The organism is Pararhizobium sp. (assembly GCF_035497515.1).
Lineage (GTDB): Bacteria > Pseudomonadota > Alphaproteobacteria > Rhizobiales > Rhizobiaceae > Pararhizobium.
This window is the reverse complement of sequence record NZ_DATJDJ010000202.1, coordinates 11,945-27,429: the sequence shown is the minus strand read 5'-3', so window position 1 is coordinate 27,429 and position 15,485 is coordinate 11,945. Positions and strand designations below refer to the sequence as shown.

The following is a 15,485-nucleotide window of genomic DNA, read 5'->3' as shown; positions in this document are numbered from 1 at the left end:
TGGCAATGCAGTTCGGCCTTGGGGATATGGGAAACCATTAGATAAAACTCCGTCCGTGTCGTCCGGGCGCCAGCCCGAGATGGGCGGCGATCGTTTCGCCGATATCGGCAAAACTCCGTCGCGCGCCAATGTCTTTTCCCGGCAGGCCAGGGCCGAAGGCCAGGATCGGCACCTGCTCGCGGGTGTGGTCGGTGCCGCGCCAGGTCGGGTCGCAGCCATGGTCGGCGGTGAGGATGACGATATCGCCGGGCTTCAGCTTGCGGTCGAGGTCGGGCAGGCGCTGGTCGAAGGCCTCAAGCGCCGCGGCATATCCGGCAACATCGCGACGGTGGCCGTAGAGCATGTCGAAATCGACGAAATTGGTGAAGACGAGATCGCCGTCCCCGGCTTCGTCCACGGCCTTCAGCGTCGCGTCGAACAGGTCCATGTTGCCGTTGGCCTTGATCACGCGGCCTATGCCCTGATGGGCGAAGATATCGGCGATCTTGCCGACGGCATGAACGGTGCGCCCCGCTTCCGTCAGGCGGTCAAGCAGCGTCGGTTCGGGCGGCAGCACCGAATAGTCGCGGCGGTTGCCGGTGCGGGCGAAATCCCTTGCGGTTGTGCCGATGAAGGGCCGGGCGATGACGCGGCCGATATTGTAGTCGTCGAGCAACCGCCGCACCGTCTGGCAGAAGCCCAACAGCCGGTCGAGGCCGAAGGAATGCTCGTGCGCAGCGATCTGGAAGACGGAATCGGACGAGGTGTAGCAGATCGGCTTGCCGGTCCGCATGTGCTCCTCGCCGTGGCGGGCGATGATGTCGGTGCCGGACGCGTGGCAATTGCCGAGAATGCCCGGCACCTCGCCGTCACGGCAGATCGCCTCGACGAGTTCGGGGGGAAACGCATCGCCCTCTGCTGAGAAGTAGCCCCAGTCGAACCGGATCGGCGTTCCGGCGATCTCCCAGTGGCCGGACGGTGTATCCTTGCCGCGCGAAACTTCGCTTGCCGCGCCATAGAGGCCGAAGATGCGTTCCGGAAGCGGCATGCCGGCGGGTGTGCGCCCGTTGGCGAGCTTGGCCGCGTGCAAGAGGCCGAGCGCCGACATGTTCGGCAGCATGAGCGGTCCTTCGCGCAGGCCCTTGCGATCGCCGGCGCCTGCCGCGCAGAACTCGGCGATATGGCCGAGCGTATCGGCGCCGAGATCGCCGAAGTCGGCGGCATCCGGCGCGCCGCCGATGCCGAAGGAATCAAGAACGAAAAGAAAGGCACGCGCCATGGATCACCCGAAGGCTGCAGCAGGCCGGCTTCTCCCTGGGGGCGTCAGCCTGCGGCAGAACAGTTGTTTTCGCCCCCGGATGTCTGTCGGCAGCGGGGTTGAGGGGGCGAAGAAATACTCCGGGGCGTGGCGGATTGCAAATCGTCCCGGTCGCCTGCCTGGCCGGACTGCGGATCAGCAGTCGCTGCAGGTGATCTTGTCGCCGACGCGCTGGCGGAAATAGTAGGTCTTGGAAAGGTTGATGGTCTTCAGCGTATTGTCGGCCAGGCCCGGCGCGAACAGCAGGAGTTCGTGCGGGACGACGAGTTCCGAGCGGACGATGAAGGCGTTCACGGACGAGATGTCCTTCGGCAGCGTCACGGTCTCGCCCGCCGTGTAGGGCGTGCCTCCGGCCTGATCGCGCGACCAGGCGACGGTGCCGGCGCCGGGAGCCGTGACCGTGATGCCGGTCATCTTCAGTGTGTAATTGCCCATCCCGTAGGGCGACATGACGCTCCTGGCGACGTCCTTCATGCTATCGAGCGTGGCCTTGGATACGTCCGTCTGCTGCGTCAATATGTCGGCGACGGTACTGGAAGCGCGGGCGACCTTGCGCGAGATGCTGAAGCCGAGCGAAATTTCGAAGGAACCGATATAGGCCATGATGAGCAGCGGCGCGATGATCGCGAATTCGATGGCTCCGGTGCCTTTCCTGTCACGCCAGAATGCGCGGAAGGTCTCGGCTTTGTCGGACAGCACGGCCATGTGACAGCGGATGGCGTTTTTCATCGCGTGCTCCCTAGAAGTTCTCGTTGCGGAAAGCGGCCGTCGACACCATCAGGTAGTCTTTCGGCATGCTGCTTCCGGCGGGGCGCAGATTGGTGACATAGGGGCGGACAAGATCGGTGATCACTTCCCATCGATAGTAGGCGCGAACGATGTTGATCGTCGTCGGGCCGCCCGGTGCGAACTTGAAACTGCTGGTGTCGAGATCCCCGTTGGCGCCGCCCTTGCGGGGGATAGCGGCGGGGATTTTCGAGAAATCGGCAAAGCTGCGGACGTCGAGGAACAGTCTGGAGGGCGTCTTGGCCTCGGTGGCCGAGCAGGTCATGATGATCGAGATTTCGCCGCAGAAGGCTTTGCGAAAATCCTCTTCAGACATGTATGCCGGTGAGGTCTTGTCAGCGATGGTGATCTCGCCGGTGCGGATCTTGCGCGCCATCGTCTCTGTCGCGTTGGCCAGCAGCTGTTCGGCGGTGAAGGCCGTGAACGTTTCGAGCGATGCGAAGACGACGACGAGGAAGGGCAGAGCCAGAAGCGCGAATTCGATCGTCGATGTGCCGGACTTTTCCTTGAAGAACCGTCGCAACAGGCCACGACCATGCTTGGGTCGATCATCACCGGCCAGGCCGGGCATCGGATTTTTGTTCTGGTCGTTCAACATTTGCCATTCCGCCAAGCCGCAACACGATGACGTACATTAGGAAATGACTGTTGATATTTCGTATGCAAGAACCGGGGCATTTTGAGACGAATGACTTACCGGATGTTAACGATGATCCGCCTTTCAGGCGCCTTTGCTCCCGACATGCGGGGCGTACCTTCAGGAATGAGGTGTCCCTAGTTCGCAGCCGCCTTCTGCTCGGCGTGAATTTCACAGTTTGGCGTGCAGGACAGGACGGAGCGCGATGTCTGGCGATAGACGCGCAGGGTATTGCCTTCGTCGAGCGAGACCAGGATGCGTTCATCGACGATCGCATTGCCGGCGCTGTCGAGAATGACGAGATTGGTCGTACCGAAGGCGCGGCCCGTCAGGACGATCGTCTTGGCGTCGGCAACCGTCGCATCGGCCACGTCGGAATTGCCGATGATGACCTTGCTCACCGGGCGATCGAGCTTCAGGACGCGCGCGTGGTCCATGTAGACGCGCAACATGTCCTCGGCAGCGCTGGCAGGGGCTGCAAAGACAACGGCGGACAGCGCCAGGCTTGCGAAGGCAGGCGCCAGCAACCGTGCGCCGAAGGCTGTAATGAGCAAATTCATGGCCGTGTCCTGATGATGCAGATGATCCACCATGCGCGGTTTTGGTGAATGAACCGTTAAATCCCCCGCTGCATCGGGGTTTCCCGTGCGCATGGACGGGAGAAGCGTCCCTTTACTGGCGAACGTTGCCAATCGTTAGATATTTACACTTTCGGTTACTGATATTTTTACCAGGAAATACGGCGTCGTCCGTTAACATCTTGGTAACTGGTTTCCTTAAGCCAATTGCAATTCACGCTGTGTAGGTTTGCTCCATCCGATCAACGGAAACAGTTGGCGGAAGTGCTGAACAACAAGTGAAGTAGGAGAAATGACATGACCAAGATTTTCGCACGTTTCATGAAGGACGAATCTGGTGCAACCGCGATCGAATACGGCCTCATCGCCGCGCTCATCTCCGTCGCCCTGATCACCGGCGCAACGGCGCTGGGCACACATCTCAACACGCAGTTCACGAATCTGTCGACGCACTTGGACGTTGCCGGCAAGTAATCACGTACAGATCGCTTGAGATTCTACGTCAGAAACCGCCTTCTTCAAAGGGCGGTTTTTCTGTCTTGGGCCACGTCCAGAACCAAATGCACAGATTGGTATTTCTTTAAGTCAACCAGTTTAAGGTGATTGACGAGCCCGCAACGACAAAGGCTTAGATAACCGAGCTGGAGATATGCTTACATGACCGTAGCAGCCATTTTCATTGTTCTTCCGCTGTGCCTGGCGTTTGCGGCCTTCTCCGATCTTTTCACCATGACCATCCCGAACCGGGTCTCCGCTATCCTGCTCGGTTCCTTCTTTCTGGTCGCGCCGCTCGCGGGCCTTGCCTTGCCGATGATCGGTATGCATGTGGTCGCCGGCCTGATCGTCTTTACAGGCTGCTTCACGCTCTTCGCGCTCAACGTCATGGGCGGTGGCGACGCCAAGCTGTTGACGGCCGGCGCCGTCTGGTTCGGCTTCAACAATTCGCTGTTCGAGTTCCTGCTCTATGTCTCGATCTTCGGTGGCCTGCTGACACTGGTGATTCTCATCATGCGCAAGCAGGAGAACGCGATCCTGGCCTCCGGCATCCCGGTGCCGCCGCTGCTGTTTACCGCCAAGAAGATTCCCTACGGAATCGCCATCGGCCTGGGCGGCTTCATCGCCTATCCCTCCTCGCCGCTGATGCAGGCGGCATTGGCCCAGCTGCATTAATCTTCGCGTCCCAATCTGACCCAGGCATCCCGGATGCGGCACACGTGCCGCATTTTTTATGTGCCTTTGTGGTGCAAATCATTTGTTAACCACGAATGTAAGCAGTCCGTTAACTATAATTACACCAATTCCTGATCATTCTGCTCCAGGCATAGTCTCGGACGGCAGGGAAAGATCATGAAACCGGTGCGCGTTATTATTTTGGCAGTCGCCGTCGTCTCGGCAGGATTGGCCGGATTTCTGGCACTCAAGCTGACCGGCGGCAGTACGCCGATCAGTTCGGCCGAGCCGGTCATCGAGCGCGAGCCCACCGTGAATGTCCTGGTCGCCAGCAAGAGCCTGCCGGTCGGATCCCGCCTCGACCCCGACGCGATCCACTGGATGTCCTGGCCGAAGGATGGCGTGGTCGAGGGTCTGATCACCGAGGAGCTTCGCCCCACCGCCGTTACCGATCTCCAGGGTGTCGTCGTCCGCCTGCCGATCTTCAACGGCGAACCGGTCCGGGCGGAAAAGATCGCCGAATCGTCGAGCCGGATCATGTCCGCGCTGCTGCCGGCCGGCAAACGCGCCGTCGCCACCGAAATCACCGTTGCGACCGGAGCCGGCGGCTTCATCCTGCCGAACGACCGCGTCGATGTGATCATGGTGCGCAAGACGCCGGAAGGTTCCTTCCTCACCGAAACGGTTCTCAGCAACGTCCGCGTTCTCGCCATCGACCAGCAGATCGAGGAGAAGGAAGACGGCAGCAAGTCGGTGGTCGGAACCACCGCGACGCTGGAGCTGACCCCGGACCAGACGAAGGTCATGACGGTCGCCCAGCAGATGGCCGAACGCCTGTCTCTCGCCCTGCGCAGCGTCGCGGATGCACAGGAGCCGGATACCGCTTCGGCGGATTACCTGCTGAGCGGCGATGGCCGTCCGGCAATCCAGATCATCAAGTCGGGTTCCATCGTGAGGAGCGAAGAAGGCTCTTCCACGATGGAAGCGCAATAAAGTTTGAGCGGGAGCGGAACGTGAACCGGATCGGCAAGAAATTTCGTAGCTCTGTCGCAGGCAGCCTGGCCTTTTGCCTCGCCTTCTCCGGCATGCCCGCGCTGACATCCACCGCGGAAGCGGCCTCCACCTCGGTGGTGCGCATCGTCGACAGCGGGCCTGGCGTCAAGAAGACGGTCAAGCTGGGACTGAACAAGGCCATCGTGGTCGATTTGCCGACCGATGCCCACGACATCCTGGTCGCAGACCCGACGCTCGCCGACGCGGTGACCCGCACCTCGCGGCGCATCTATTTGTTCGGCAAGTCGGTCGGCCAGACGAACATCTTCGTCTTCGGTCCGAACGGCGAGGAAATCGTCAGCCTGGATCTGGAAATCGAGCGCGATATTTCCGGCCTCGAAGCCAACCTGCGGCGCTTCCTGCCCGATTCGGACATCAATGTTGAAATCGTTTCGGACAACATCGTGCTCACCGGCACGGTACGCACACCGCTCGACTCGACTCGTGTCGTGGATCTCGCCAGGGCCTTCCTCCAGGGCGGTGAAGCGACGACCCGTAACATCACGGCGCAGGGCAACAATGGCGACGCGGATATCTTCGCGGAAGACCGCCAGCAGTCGCAGATCGTCAACCTGCTGAAGATCGACGGCGAAGACCAGGTCATGCTCAAGGTGACCGTCGCGGAAGTCTCGCGCCAGGTGCTCAAGCAGCTCGGCTTCAGCGGCTTCATCGGCAGCACCAGCGGCGAGGGCATCTCCTTCAGAAATCCGAGCAACCTCGGCAACGCCGTCAATGCCTTCTCCTCGAAGATCACGGCATCCCTCGGCAGCGGCTCGGGCATGTTCGCCAGCTACTTCAACGCCATGGAGCAGGCGGGCGTCATGCGCACGCTTGCCGAGCCCAGTCTGACGGCAATCTCCGGCAAGAAGGCGAGCTTTTCCGTCGGCGGCGAGTATCGTCTGCCGACGGAGCAGGAGGTCGACGAGGGAGGCTTGAAGCGCACGGCCGAGACGGTCGAATATGGGATCGGGCTGGATTTCACCCCGGTCGTGCTCGGTCCAGGCCGCATCGCGCTCGAAATTTCAACCGAGGTTTCCGAGCCGACATTCGAAGGCTCGGTTGTCAACGGCAATGCGATCGATGCGCCCGGCCAGACCTATATGTCGATCCGTCGGCGCAAGGCATCCACCAGCGTCGAACTTCCCTCGGGCGGTTCCATCGTGATCGGCGGTCTGGTGCAGGACAATATTCGCCAGGCCCTGTCGGGCCTTCCCGGCGCATCGAAAATTCCGGTTCTCGGCACGCTCTTCCGCTCCAAGGATTTCATCCGCAACGAAACGGAACTCGTCATTATCGCGACGCCGTACCTCGTCAAGCCGGTGGCACGCAGCGAGCTTTCCCGCCCGGATGACAATTTCAATCCGACCGACGATCTGTCCAGCGCATTTCTCGGCGAAGTCAATCGCATCTACGGCAACCGCCAGGCCGCTCCCGTCGGGCAGTACCATGGCAGTGTCGGCTTCATCTACAAATAGGCGGAACGGACATGACAGCAAAGCTCATCCTGAACCGCAATCCGGAAAGGCACTCGATCATGCGGCCAAACACCTTCAACGGTCCGGTTCGTCTCGCACGCATGCTGGCCATCGGCGCCGCCCTCGTCGCCGGCACGACGCTTGCCAGCTGCGCCCGTGACCCCAACACCACCGGCTCTCTTCCGGACGATTACCGCACCCGCCATCCGATCGTTATCGCCGAGGCGGAGCGGTCGATCGACGTGCCGGTGGCCTCTGGCGACCGGCATCTGACCAAGGGGGCCCGCGACGTCATTCGCGGCTTCGCGTCGAGCTACAAGAACGATGCGTCCGGCGCGGTGCAGATCATGTTGCCGCAGGGTTCGGTCAACGCCCAGGCGGCCCAGGCCGTCCGCAAGGATATCCGAGGTGCCCTGGTCGGTGCCGGCATTCCTGCGACGCGTCTGATCGAGGTCAGCTACCAGGCCGATCCGAACGGCGATGCAGCCCCGATCCGGCTGACCTACAGCGCCATTACCGCCCAGACGGCACCCTGCGGCAATTGGCCATCGGATCTCGTCGTGAATACGGTCCAGAACAAGAACTACGAGAACTTCGGCTGCGCCAGCCAGGCCAATCTCGCGGCCCAGATCGCCAGCCCGATGGATCTCCTCGGCCCGCGTGAAATGTCGCCGATCGATGCTGTCCAGCGCGGTCAGGTCATCACCGATTATCGCGGGATCCCGACTGGGACGGAAACCACCATCAACATCAACAATTGACAAATCCGGACGGTTTGACGGGATAGCACCATGAGCGCGATTGACTACAAGATCGAGACCGGAGCAAAGGACGCCGACGGCATCCATGATACCGTTCGGCCGAGCGACATCGATCATCTGCGGCCGTTGCCGCGGATATCGGTGCACGCGTTCTGCGAAACGGAAGGCTTGCAGCGGGTGATGGAGCGCTGCGGTCAGGACCGGCGGATGAGCAGGGTCAGCCTGCGCGTCAACAGCGGTACGATCACCGCTGCCGCCAACATGTTCGCGACCGCCCCGACGCCCAACCTGATCATCCTGGAAACGTCGACAGAGCCGCATCTTCTCATGGAGGAGCTGGCACCGCTGGCCGCCGTCTGCGATCCCTCGACCAAGGTTGTGATCATCGGCCGCTACAACGATATTCCGCTTTATCGTGATCTCATCCGCAACGGCATCTCCGAATATATCGTCGCGCCGGTCGCCATGCCCGATATTCTTGCCGCCATCGCCTCGATCTTCGTCGATCCGGAAGCTGAGCCGCTTGGTCGCAGCATTGCTTTCATCGGCGCCAAGGGCGGTGCCGGGTCCTCGACGCTCGCCCACAACTGCGCCTGGGGCATTTCCAATCTGTTCTCGACCGAAGTCGTGCTCGCCGACCTCGATCTGCCCTACGGAACGGCCAACATTAATTTCGACCAGGACCCGCCGCAGGGCATTTCCGAAGCCGTGTTCTCGCCGGAGCGGCTTGATGAGGTCTTCCTCGATCGTCTCCTGACCAAGTGCTCGGAGCATCTGTCGCTGCTTGCCGCACCGTCCATGCTCGATCGCCCCTATGATTTCGACGCCACGGCCTTCCAGCCGCTGATGGAAATCCTGCAGCGCAATGCGCCGATTTCGGTGCTCGACGTGCCGCATCTGTGGGCGGACTGGACGCGCTCGGTGCTGGCCGATGCCGATGAGGTGGTGATCACCGCCGTGCCGGATCTCGCCAATCTGCGCAACGCCAAGAACCTGTTCGACTCGCTGAAGAAGATCCGTCCGAATGACAAGACGCCGCATCTCATCCTGAACCAGGTCGGTATGCCCAAGCGTCCTGAAATTTCTCCCGGTGACTTCTGCGATTCCTTGGAAGTCGAGCCCGTCGCGATCATTCCGTTCGACGCCGTCCTTTTCGGAAACGCAGCCAATAGCGGCCGGATGATTGGCGAAATCGACAAGAAGGCGCCGACGGCCGAAATCCTGTCGCAGCTCGCACACCTGGTCACCGGCCGCGCGACGGCCAAGAAGGCCAAGAAGGGCGGACTTGGCAAAGTTCTCGGAATGCTCGGACGCAAGTAACTGATATCGAAGCAAAGACCGGATTGAGCGCATGTTTGGTAAAAAAGGAAACGAAGGCTTCGGAAAGAGCGGCACGATCAGCCCTCCCGTGCAACAGCCCGTGCCCGCCAGCGTGGCCGTCGCCGAGCGGCCGGCGACGCCCGTGCTTGCCGAACCCGTGCGTGAAGCGATGCCGGTCAGCCGCGCCCAGCCGTCACCGCCGCCGGTTCGCAGGAAAGCGGCCCGTACCGAGGAATATTACGATACGAAAAGCCAGGTCTTTTCGGCGCTGATCGATACGATCGACCTGTCGCAGCTCGCCAAGCTCGATACGGAGAGCGCGCGCGAGGAAATCCGCGATATCGTCAACGACATCATCACCATCAAGAATTTCGCGATGTCGATCTCCGAGCAGGAAGAGCTGCTCGAGGATATCTGCAACGACGTTCTCGGCTACGGTCCGCTCGAACCGCTTCTGGCGCGCGACGACATCGCCGATATCATGGTCAACGGTGCCGGCCAGACCTTCATTGAAGTCAACGGCAAGACCATCGAGTCGGAAGTTCGTTTCCGCGACAATGCCCAGCTTCTGTCGATCTGCCAGCGCATCGTCTCCCAGGTCGGCCGCCGCGTCGATGAAAGTTCACCGATCTGCGACGCCCGCCTTCCCGACGGCTCGCGTGTCAACGTCATCGCCCCGCCGCTTGCCATCGACGGCACGGCGCTCACCATTCGTAAGTTCAAGAAGGACAAGCTGAAGCTCGACCAGCTGGTCAAGTTCGGCTCGATCACACCCGAAGGGGCCGTCCTGCTGCAGATCATCGGCCGCGTCCGGTGCAATCTCGTCATCTCCGGCGGCACGGGTTCCGGCAAGACGACGCTTTTGAACTGCCTCACCGGCTATATCGACGAGCAGGAACGTGTCATCACCTGCGAGGATACCGCCGAACTGCAACTGCAGCAGCCGCATGTCGTGCGTCTCGAAACCCGTCCGCCGAATATCGAAGGCGAAGGCGAGATCACCATGCGCGATCTCATCAAGAACTGCCTGCGTATGCGGCCGGAACGCATCATCGTCGGCGAAGTCCGCGGACCGGAAGTCTTCGACCTGTTACAGGCGATGAACACCGGTCACGATGGCTCGATGGGCACGATCCACGCCAATACCCCGCGCGAATGCCTGTCGCGTATGGAATCGATGATCGCCATGGGCGGTTTCACGTTGCCGGCCAAGACGGTGCGAGAAATCATCTCCGGTTCGATCGACATCATCGTCCAGGCGTCGCGCCTTCGCGATGGTTCACGCCGCATCACCCACATCACCGAAGTGATCGGCATGGAAGGCGACGTGATCATCACGCAGGACCTCATGCGTTACGAAATCGAGGGCGAAGACGCCAACGGCCGGATCATCGGCCGCCACAAGTCCACCGGTATCGGCCGTCCGCATTTCTGGGACCGCGCCCGTTATTTCAACGAAGACAAGCGGCTGGCCGCAACCCTCGACGCGATGGAAAAGGACTGATCATCTTGTTCGGGATCGATATCACCATTTTGGCCATTGTCGGTCTTGTCGCTCTCGCCACGGCCGGTCTCGCCTATGGCATTCTGTTCACCCGCATCGAGACTGAAAAGAAGGCCGAGAGCCGGGTTCGAAAGGTCAGGTCGGCGGAAACCGACCGCGTCCAGGTCAAGGTGGCGCGCGACCGCATGAACGAAATGTCGAAGCGGCGCAAATCCGTAGCCGACTCGCTGAAGGATCTCGAGAAGAAGCAGCAGGAAAAGACCGCCAAGGCAAAGCCGACGATGAAGATCCGGCTGATGCAGGCCGGGTTGAAGATCTCCATCGCACAATTCTACATCTTCAGCGTGATCTTCGGTCTTGTTGCCGGGCTGATGGCGCTGATCGCCGGCGCCATGCTGCCCATCATCGCGGGCATCGTTCTGATCGGCATCGCCGGTTTCCCGCGCTGGTTCGTCGGCTTCATGATCAAGCGGCGCTGCAAGGCTTTCCTCAATGAATTTCCGAACGCGCTCGACGTCATGGTGCGCTCCATCAAGTCCGGCCTGCCGCTCAACGATGCCATCCGGTTGATCGCCAATGACGGTCAGGAGCCGGTCAGGGCGGAATTCAAGCGCATCATCGAGGCGCAGCAGGTCGGTCTCGGTATTCCCGAAGCCTGCGCCCGCATGATCAACAGCATACCGCTGCCGGAGGTGAATTTCTTCGCCATCGTCATCGCCATCCAGGCGCAGGCCGGCGGCAACCTGTCGGAAGCGCTCGGCAACCTTGGCAAGGTGCTGCGCGAACGCAAGAAGATGAAGGCCAAGGTGCAGGCGCTGTCGATGGAAGCCAAGGCATCGGCCTGCATCATCGGCGCCTTGCCCTTCATCGTCGCCTTCATGGTTTACATGACCTCGCCGGATTACATGATGATCCTGTTCACCGACCCGCGCGGCCATATCATCATGGGCTGCTCCGCCGTGTGGATGAGCATCGGTATCTGGGTGATGCGCAACATGATCAATTTCGATATCTAGGAAGGTCCGGCATGAGCGAGGGCATGATCAATACCCTGACCGATCCAAACGTCATCGTGGCCTTTCTGGTTGCCGTGGCGGTTCTGGCGACATTCTATTCGCTGGCCGTCCCCTTCTTCGAGCGCGGCAACCTCGACAAGCGCATGAAGTCGGTCGCTACCGAACGCGAGCAGATCCGAGCGCGCGAACGGGCGCGTCTCAACGCCGAGGCTTCCGTCAGCAAGGCGTCGCTGCGCGCGCAGAACAATACGTCGGTCCGCCAGATCGTCGAACGCCTCAACCTGCGCAAGGCGCTGGTCGACGACAATACCGTCAACCGGCTGAAATCGGCGGGTTACCGCTCGCAGAACGCGCTCAACATGTTCCTCGTCGCCCGCTTCTGCCTGCCGTTCCTGTTCCTGGCCGTTGGCGCCTTCTATATCTTCTTCCTCGGCTATCTCGGCGAAAAGCCGCTGCCGATGCGGATCCTCGCCGTGATCGGGATCGGCTATGCCGGTTTCTACGCACCGAACATTTTCATCTCCAACGCCGTCTCCAAGCGTCAATTTTCGATCCGCCGGGCCTGGCCGGATTCGCTCGACCTGCTGCTGATCTGCGTGGAATCGGGCATCTCGATGGAACTCGCATTGCGGCGCGTGGCCGATGAAATCGCCGCGCAATCGACCGCACTGGCCGAGGAGCTGGTGTTGACGGTGGCGGAACTCTCCTTCCTGCCCGACCGCCGCGTCGCACTTGAAAATCTCGGCACCCGAACGGGGCTGGACGAGGTGAAGTCGGTGATGCAGGCGCTGATCCAGGCGGACCGCTACGGCACGCCGATCGCTCACGCTTTGCGCGTGTTGGCGCAGGAAAGCCGCGACCAGCGCATGAACGAGGCGGAAAAGAAAGCGGCCGCGCTGCCGCCGAAACTGACCGTGCCGATGATCCTGTTCTTCCTGCCGGTGCTGATCGCCGTCATTCTCGGCCCGGCCGGCATCCAGGTATCGGACAAGTTCTAAAATGGGCCAACCGGCCAAAGCCGGGTGAAAAGAAAAGGCACTGCCGCGCGGAGTGGCAGTGCCTTTTGCATGTCAGGCAGCGACCGTTTCCGGCGGAAAGTCAGTCGAGGCGGCAAGCTCGCGCCAACCGGCGAGTTCTTCGGCGACGCTGGCGTTCTTCGCTTCGATCGCCGCGATCGTGTCGGTGCCGAACAGCATGCGCAGCGGAGGGTTTTCAGCCCTGGACAGCGTGATTATCGCTTTGGCAAGACGCAGCGGATCGCCAGGTTGTCCATGGTTCTTGCCGGCGGCAAAGTCGCGCATGGCACCGGCCGGGGTCTCGGCATAGTCTGCGATCGAACTCGGGCTGATCGACAGCGAGGTCTCATCGAGGAAGTCGGTGCGGAAGAAGCCGGGTTCGACAACAGTGACATCGATGCCCAGCGGCTTGACCTCGACCGCCAGCGATTCCGTCAGGCCTTCGATCGCGAACTTGGTCGAACCGTAGACACCCCATCCCGGAAAGCCGACATAGCCGCCGATCGACGAGATGTTCATGACATGGCCGGAGCGCTGGCGGCGCATGTGCGGCAGCACTGCGCGGGTCACCTTCAACAGGCCGAAGACATTGGTCGCATAGATCTTTTCGATCTCCTCGGCGGTCGCTTCCTCGACGGCGCCCAACAGACCGTAGCCTGCATTGTTAAGCAGGATGTCGATCCGGCCGAAGCGTTTGACGGCGCTTTCGGCGGCCGCATGGGCCTGCGCTTCGTTGGTGACGTCGAGCCCGATCGGCAGCAGATTGGGATGATTACCGAACCGGTCGATGACGGTCTGCGGGTTTCGGGCCGTGGCGACGACGGCGTCGCCGGCATCGAGGGCTTCGCGGGTGATGAGGGCGCCGAACCCTCGGGAGGCGCCAGTGATGAACCATACACGCATGACGTTTTCCTTTCGTCGTTGAATTGTGCTTGCAGGAACAAAGTAGTGCCGTAAGATAAATGAGATAAGCCGGTATCTATTCCACGTTTCAGTGAGGAAAATTCATCAATGCGTCGGATGCGCGCCGCTGATCTCTCCGTCTTCCTGGCAATCGCCGAGCATCGCAGCTTCCGCAGGGCGGCCGTCGAGCTCGGCGTGACGCCATCAGCCCTCAGTCATTCGTTGCGGGCGATCGAGGAGAGGCTGGATGTGCGGCTGGTCAACCGGACGACGCGCGGAGTGGGATTGACGGAGGCCGGCGAGCGATTGCTGGAGCGTATTCGCCCGGCCTTCCTCGATATCGATGCGGCACTGGAAGAACTCGATACTTTTCGCGGCCAACCGCTCGGCAAGCTCAGGCTCAATGCGCCGCGCGCCGCCGCAAAGCTCGTGCTCGTCCCGACCGTGACGCGCTTCCTTGAGGCCCATCCCAATATCGAAGTCGAGATCGTCGTCGATGATGCGCTGGTCGACATGGTATCAGGCGGCTTCGATGCCGGCGTGCGTTTCGGCGAAAGCATCGCGGCCGACATGATCGCGCTTGCGATCGGCCCGCGTCACCGCTTTGCAGTCGTCGGCTCGTCCGGTCATTTCACGCGGCATAAAGCGCCGGTCACGCCCCACGATCTGAAGGACCACCCGTGTATACGCTACAGATTTGCCGGCGGCTCATTCTACCGCTGGGAGTTTGAGCGCGGCGGCCTGGAGCTGGATATCGACGTGCAGGGACCGCTGACGCTGGGAGATCAGGACATGATGCTGCAGGCGGCACTCGACGGGGCAGGGCTCGCCTATGTCTTCGAAAGTCAGGCGACGGAGTTGGTGACGGATGGCAGGCTCGTCAGCGTCCTTCAGGATTGGTGCCCGTATTATCCGGGCTTCTTCCTCTATTACCCCAGCCGCCGGCAATTGCCGGGTCCGCTGCGGGCTTTTCTCGATTTCGTCAGGGCGAAGCGCTGACAAGGGTCTCAAGTGCGGGCCTCAGTTCGTGCCCTTGCTCTTGTCTTCGTTCGAAAGCTTCTGCCAGGCATTCTGCTGCGCCATGATCGAGCGTAGATATTTGACATTGGCCTCCGCCTGATCGGGCGAGAGTTCGGCGCTGGCGATCTTTTCCGCTTCCTGGAATCGTCCCTGCAGGCCGACGGCAAGCGCCAGGTTCTGGCGCACGCTGCTGTTGGCGCCAGGCTGTTCCACGGCCGAGCGCAGATAGGTTTCCGCCGTCTTCAGGTCCTTGTTGAGCAGGTAGGACATGCCGAGATTGGAGAGCACGGTCGGCTCGTTCGGCTGGATGTCCAAGGCATCGCGGTAACGTTGACGGGCTTCGCCGGCACGGCCGAGCTGATCGAGGATCGCGCCTTCGGCCGATTTCAGCCGCCAGTCGGGACGGTCGGGCGTCTGCGCCCGCGTGATCGTGTTCAACGCCTGCTCGAGCTGACCCGCGGCAGCCTGCGACTTGCCATAGGCGGCCAGCACTTCGCGGTCATTGGGGAAGTTGATCGCGACCTGCTGCATGACGGCGAGCGCCTGTTCGTTGCGGCCTGTCATGCGCAGCATATTGGCGTAGTTCAGGCCCGCGGCGCGATCCTTGGGATTGCGTTCGTAAGCCTTGCCGATGCTTTCGGCCGCGGCTGAAAGTTCGCTGGAGTTCATCGACTGCACGGGCTTGGAAAACTGCGGCGGCGGGATCGATCCGGTCGTCAGTTCCTTCTTCTGCGAGGCGCAGCCGGTCATCGCCAGAAGGATGATCGCGAGCGAAGCGCCCTTGAGGAGCCGTCGTGTCGAGACGGACGAGTGTCTGCGTGCAGTCATGGCCAATGCCCCCAAGCATTCGTTCAAGCACCACCCGCATTCCCCGGCGGATTCGGCGCAATCTTCACTCCAGCAATAAACTGTTAACCCTAATAGAGCGTTAATTGGGTGATTCTACACC

Annotated in this window: 16 protein-coding genes; 10 read left to right on the top strand and 6 right to left on the bottom strand. The window is 61.2% G+C overall.

Going from position 1 to position 15,485, the window contains the following annotated elements:
• Positions 1-37: 37 nt before the first annotated feature.
• The 4 genes from VL202_RS21170 to VL202_RS21155 all read right to left on the bottom strand — a co-directional run bounded on the left by VL202_RS21170 (position 38) and on the right by VL202_RS21155 (position 3,280).
• A complete protein-coding gene (locus VL202_RS21170) occupies positions 38-1,258 on the bottom strand; it encodes a phosphopentomutase (RefSeq protein WP_325466032.1) in 1,221 nt (406 codons plus the stop codon).
• A 174-nt stretch (positions 1,259-1,432) separates the two neighbouring features.
• Positions 1,433-2,026 (bottom strand): TadE/TadG family type IV pilus assembly protein, encoded by a 594-nt coding sequence (locus tag VL202_RS21165; protein WP_414692918.1) that lies wholly within the window; start codon positions 2,024-2,026, stop codon positions 1,433-1,435.
• A 10-nt stretch (positions 2,027-2,036) separates the two neighbouring features.
• Positions 2,037-2,654: a TadE/TadG family type IV pilus assembly protein gene (locus tag VL202_RS21160; protein WP_325466035.1), complete on the bottom strand. Its 618-nt coding sequence runs from the start codon at positions 2,652-2,654 to the stop codon at positions 2,037-2,039.
• Between the two features lie 203 nt (positions 2,655-2,857).
• On the bottom strand, positions 2,858-3,280 hold the full coding sequence (locus VL202_RS21155; RefSeq protein ID WP_325466031.1) for a pilus assembly protein N-terminal domain-containing protein: 423 nt from the start codon (positions 3,278-3,280) through the stop codon (positions 2,858-2,860).
• Positions 3,281-3,595: 315 nt separating this feature from the next.
• Between VL202_RS21155 and VL202_RS21150 the strand changes: the two genes are divergently transcribed.
• From VL202_RS21150 to VL202_RS21110, 9 genes are all read left to right on the top strand, one after another.
• Complete coding sequence (locus VL202_RS21150; protein WP_325466030.1) at positions 3,596-3,772, top strand: Flp family type IVb pilin; 177 nt, start codon at positions 3,596-3,598, stop codon at positions 3,770-3,772.
• Positions 3,773-3,955: 183 nt separating this feature from the next.
• Entirely contained in the window at positions 3,956-4,468 is a 513-nt protein-coding gene (locus VL202_RS21145) for a prepilin peptidase (protein ID WP_325466029.1), read from the top strand.
• Between the two features lie 177 nt (positions 4,469-4,645).
• Complete coding sequence (gene cpaB, locus VL202_RS21140; RefSeq protein WP_325466028.1) at positions 4,646-5,461, top strand: Flp pilus assembly protein CpaB; 816 nt, start codon at positions 4,646-4,648, stop codon at positions 5,459-5,461.
• Positions 5,462-5,481: 20 nt separating this feature from the next.
• The gene (locus tag VL202_RS21135) at positions 5,482-6,996 is read left to right on the top strand and encodes a type II and III secretion system protein family protein (RefSeq protein ID WP_325466027.1); all 1,515 of its coding nucleotides are present in this window, start codon (positions 5,482-5,484) and stop codon (positions 6,994-6,996) included.
• A 59-nt stretch (positions 6,997-7,055) separates the two neighbouring features.
• Positions 7,056-7,757 (top strand): CpaD family pilus assembly protein, encoded by a 702-nt coding sequence (locus VL202_RS21130; RefSeq protein ID WP_325466034.1) that lies wholly within the window; start codon positions 7,056-7,058, stop codon positions 7,755-7,757.
• 30 nt (positions 7,758-7,787) lie between these two features.
• Positions 7,788-9,077 (top strand): CpaE family protein, encoded by a 1,290-nt coding sequence (locus VL202_RS21125; RefSeq protein WP_325466026.1) that lies wholly within the window; start codon positions 7,788-7,790, stop codon positions 9,075-9,077.
• Positions 9,078-9,108: 31 nt separating this feature from the next.
• A complete protein-coding gene (locus VL202_RS21120) occupies positions 9,109-10,581 on the top strand; it encodes a CpaF family protein (RefSeq protein ID WP_325466025.1) in 1,473 nt (490 codons plus the stop codon).
• A gap of 5 nt (positions 10,582-10,586) precedes the next feature.
• Entirely contained in the window at positions 10,587-11,597 is a 1,011-nt protein-coding gene (locus VL202_RS21115) for a type II secretion system F family protein (RefSeq protein ID WP_325466024.1), read from the top strand.
• A gap of 11 nt (positions 11,598-11,608) precedes the next feature.
• Positions 11,609-12,595, top strand: coding sequence for a type II secretion system F family protein (locus tag VL202_RS21110; RefSeq protein ID WP_325466023.1), 987 nt, complete (start codon positions 11,609-11,611; stop codon positions 12,593-12,595).
• Between the two features lie 72 nt (positions 12,596-12,667).
• Here the strand turns inward: VL202_RS21110 and VL202_RS21105 are convergent, their stop codons facing one another.
• The gene (locus tag VL202_RS21105) at positions 12,668-13,516 is read right to left on the bottom strand and encodes an oxidoreductase (protein ID WP_325466022.1); all 849 of its coding nucleotides are present in this window, start codon (positions 13,514-13,516) and stop codon (positions 12,668-12,670) included.
• Positions 13,517-13,624: 108 nt separating this feature from the next.
• On the opposite strand from VL202_RS21105, the gene VL202_RS21100 reads away from it, so the two are divergent.
• Positions 13,625-14,515 carry a LysR family transcriptional regulator gene (locus tag VL202_RS21100; protein ID WP_325466021.1) on the top strand — a complete coding sequence of 297 codons (891 nt, stop codon included), beginning with the start codon at positions 13,625-13,627 and terminating at the stop codon, positions 14,513-14,515.
• A 21-nt stretch (positions 14,516-14,536) separates the two neighbouring features.
• Here VL202_RS21100 and VL202_RS21095 read toward each other — a convergent pair whose 3' ends face one another.
• The gene (locus tag VL202_RS21095; RefSeq protein WP_325466020.1) at positions 14,537-15,364 is read right to left on the bottom strand and encodes a tetratricopeptide repeat protein; all 828 of its coding nucleotides are present in this window, start codon (positions 15,362-15,364) and stop codon (positions 14,537-14,539) included.
• Between the last annotated feature and the right edge of the window lie 121 nt (positions 15,365-15,485).

What these genes read in the sequence shown, in the direction of transcription:
- VL202_RS21145 (WP_325466029.1), top strand. Translation starts at nt 3,956, where the DNA reads ATGACCGTAGCAGCCATTTTCATTGTTCTTCCGCTGTGCCTGGCGTTT.
- VL202_RS21125 (WP_325466026.1), top strand. Translation starts at nt 7,788, where the DNA reads ATGAGCGCGATTGACTACAAGATCGAGACCGGAGCAAAGGACGCCGAC.
- VL202_RS21120 (WP_325466025.1), top strand. Translation starts at nt 9,109, where the DNA reads ATGTTTGGTAAAAAAGGAAACGAAGGCTTCGGAAAGAGCGGCACGATC.
- VL202_RS21110 (WP_325466023.1), top strand. Translation starts at nt 11,609, where the DNA reads ATGAGCGAGGGCATGATCAATACCCTGACCGATCCAAACGTCATCGTG.
- VL202_RS21160 (WP_325466035.1), bottom strand. Translation starts at nt 2,654, where the DNA reads ATGCCCGGCCTGGCCGGTGATGATCGACCCAAGCATGGTCGTGGCCTG.
- VL202_RS21105 (WP_325466022.1), bottom strand. Translation starts at nt 13,516, where the DNA reads ATGCGTGTATGGTTCATCACTGGCGCCTCCCGAGGGTTCGGCGCCCTC.
- VL202_RS21130 (WP_325466034.1), top strand. Translation starts at nt 7,056, where the DNA reads ATGCGGCCAAACACCTTCAACGGTCCGGTTCGTCTCGCACGCATGCTG.
- VL202_RS21100 (WP_325466021.1), top strand. Translation starts at nt 13,625, where the DNA reads ATGCGTCGGATGCGCGCCGCTGATCTCTCCGTCTTCCTGGCAATCGCC.
- VL202_RS21150 (WP_325466030.1), top strand. Translation starts at nt 3,596, where the DNA reads ATGACCAAGATTTTCGCACGTTTCATGAAGGACGAATCTGGTGCAACC.
- VL202_RS21155 (WP_325466031.1), bottom strand. Translation starts at nt 3,280, where the DNA reads ATGAATTTGCTCATTACAGCCTTCGGCGCACGGTTGCTGGCGCCTGCC.
- VL202_RS21165 (WP_414692918.1), bottom strand. Translation starts at nt 2,026, where the DNA reads ATGAAAAACGCCATCCGCTGTCACATGGCCGTGCTGTCCGACAAAGCC.
- VL202_RS21170 (WP_325466032.1), bottom strand. Translation starts at nt 1,258, where the DNA reads ATGGCGCGTGCCTTTCTTTTCGTTCTTGATTCCTTCGGCATCGGCGGC.
- VL202_RS21095 (WP_325466020.1), bottom strand. Translation starts at nt 15,364, where the DNA reads ATGACTGCACGCAGACACTCGTCCGTCTCGACACGACGGCTCCTCAAG.
- cpaB (WP_325466028.1), top strand. Translation starts at nt 4,646, where the DNA reads ATGAAACCGGTGCGCGTTATTATTTTGGCAGTCGCCGTCGTCTCGGCA.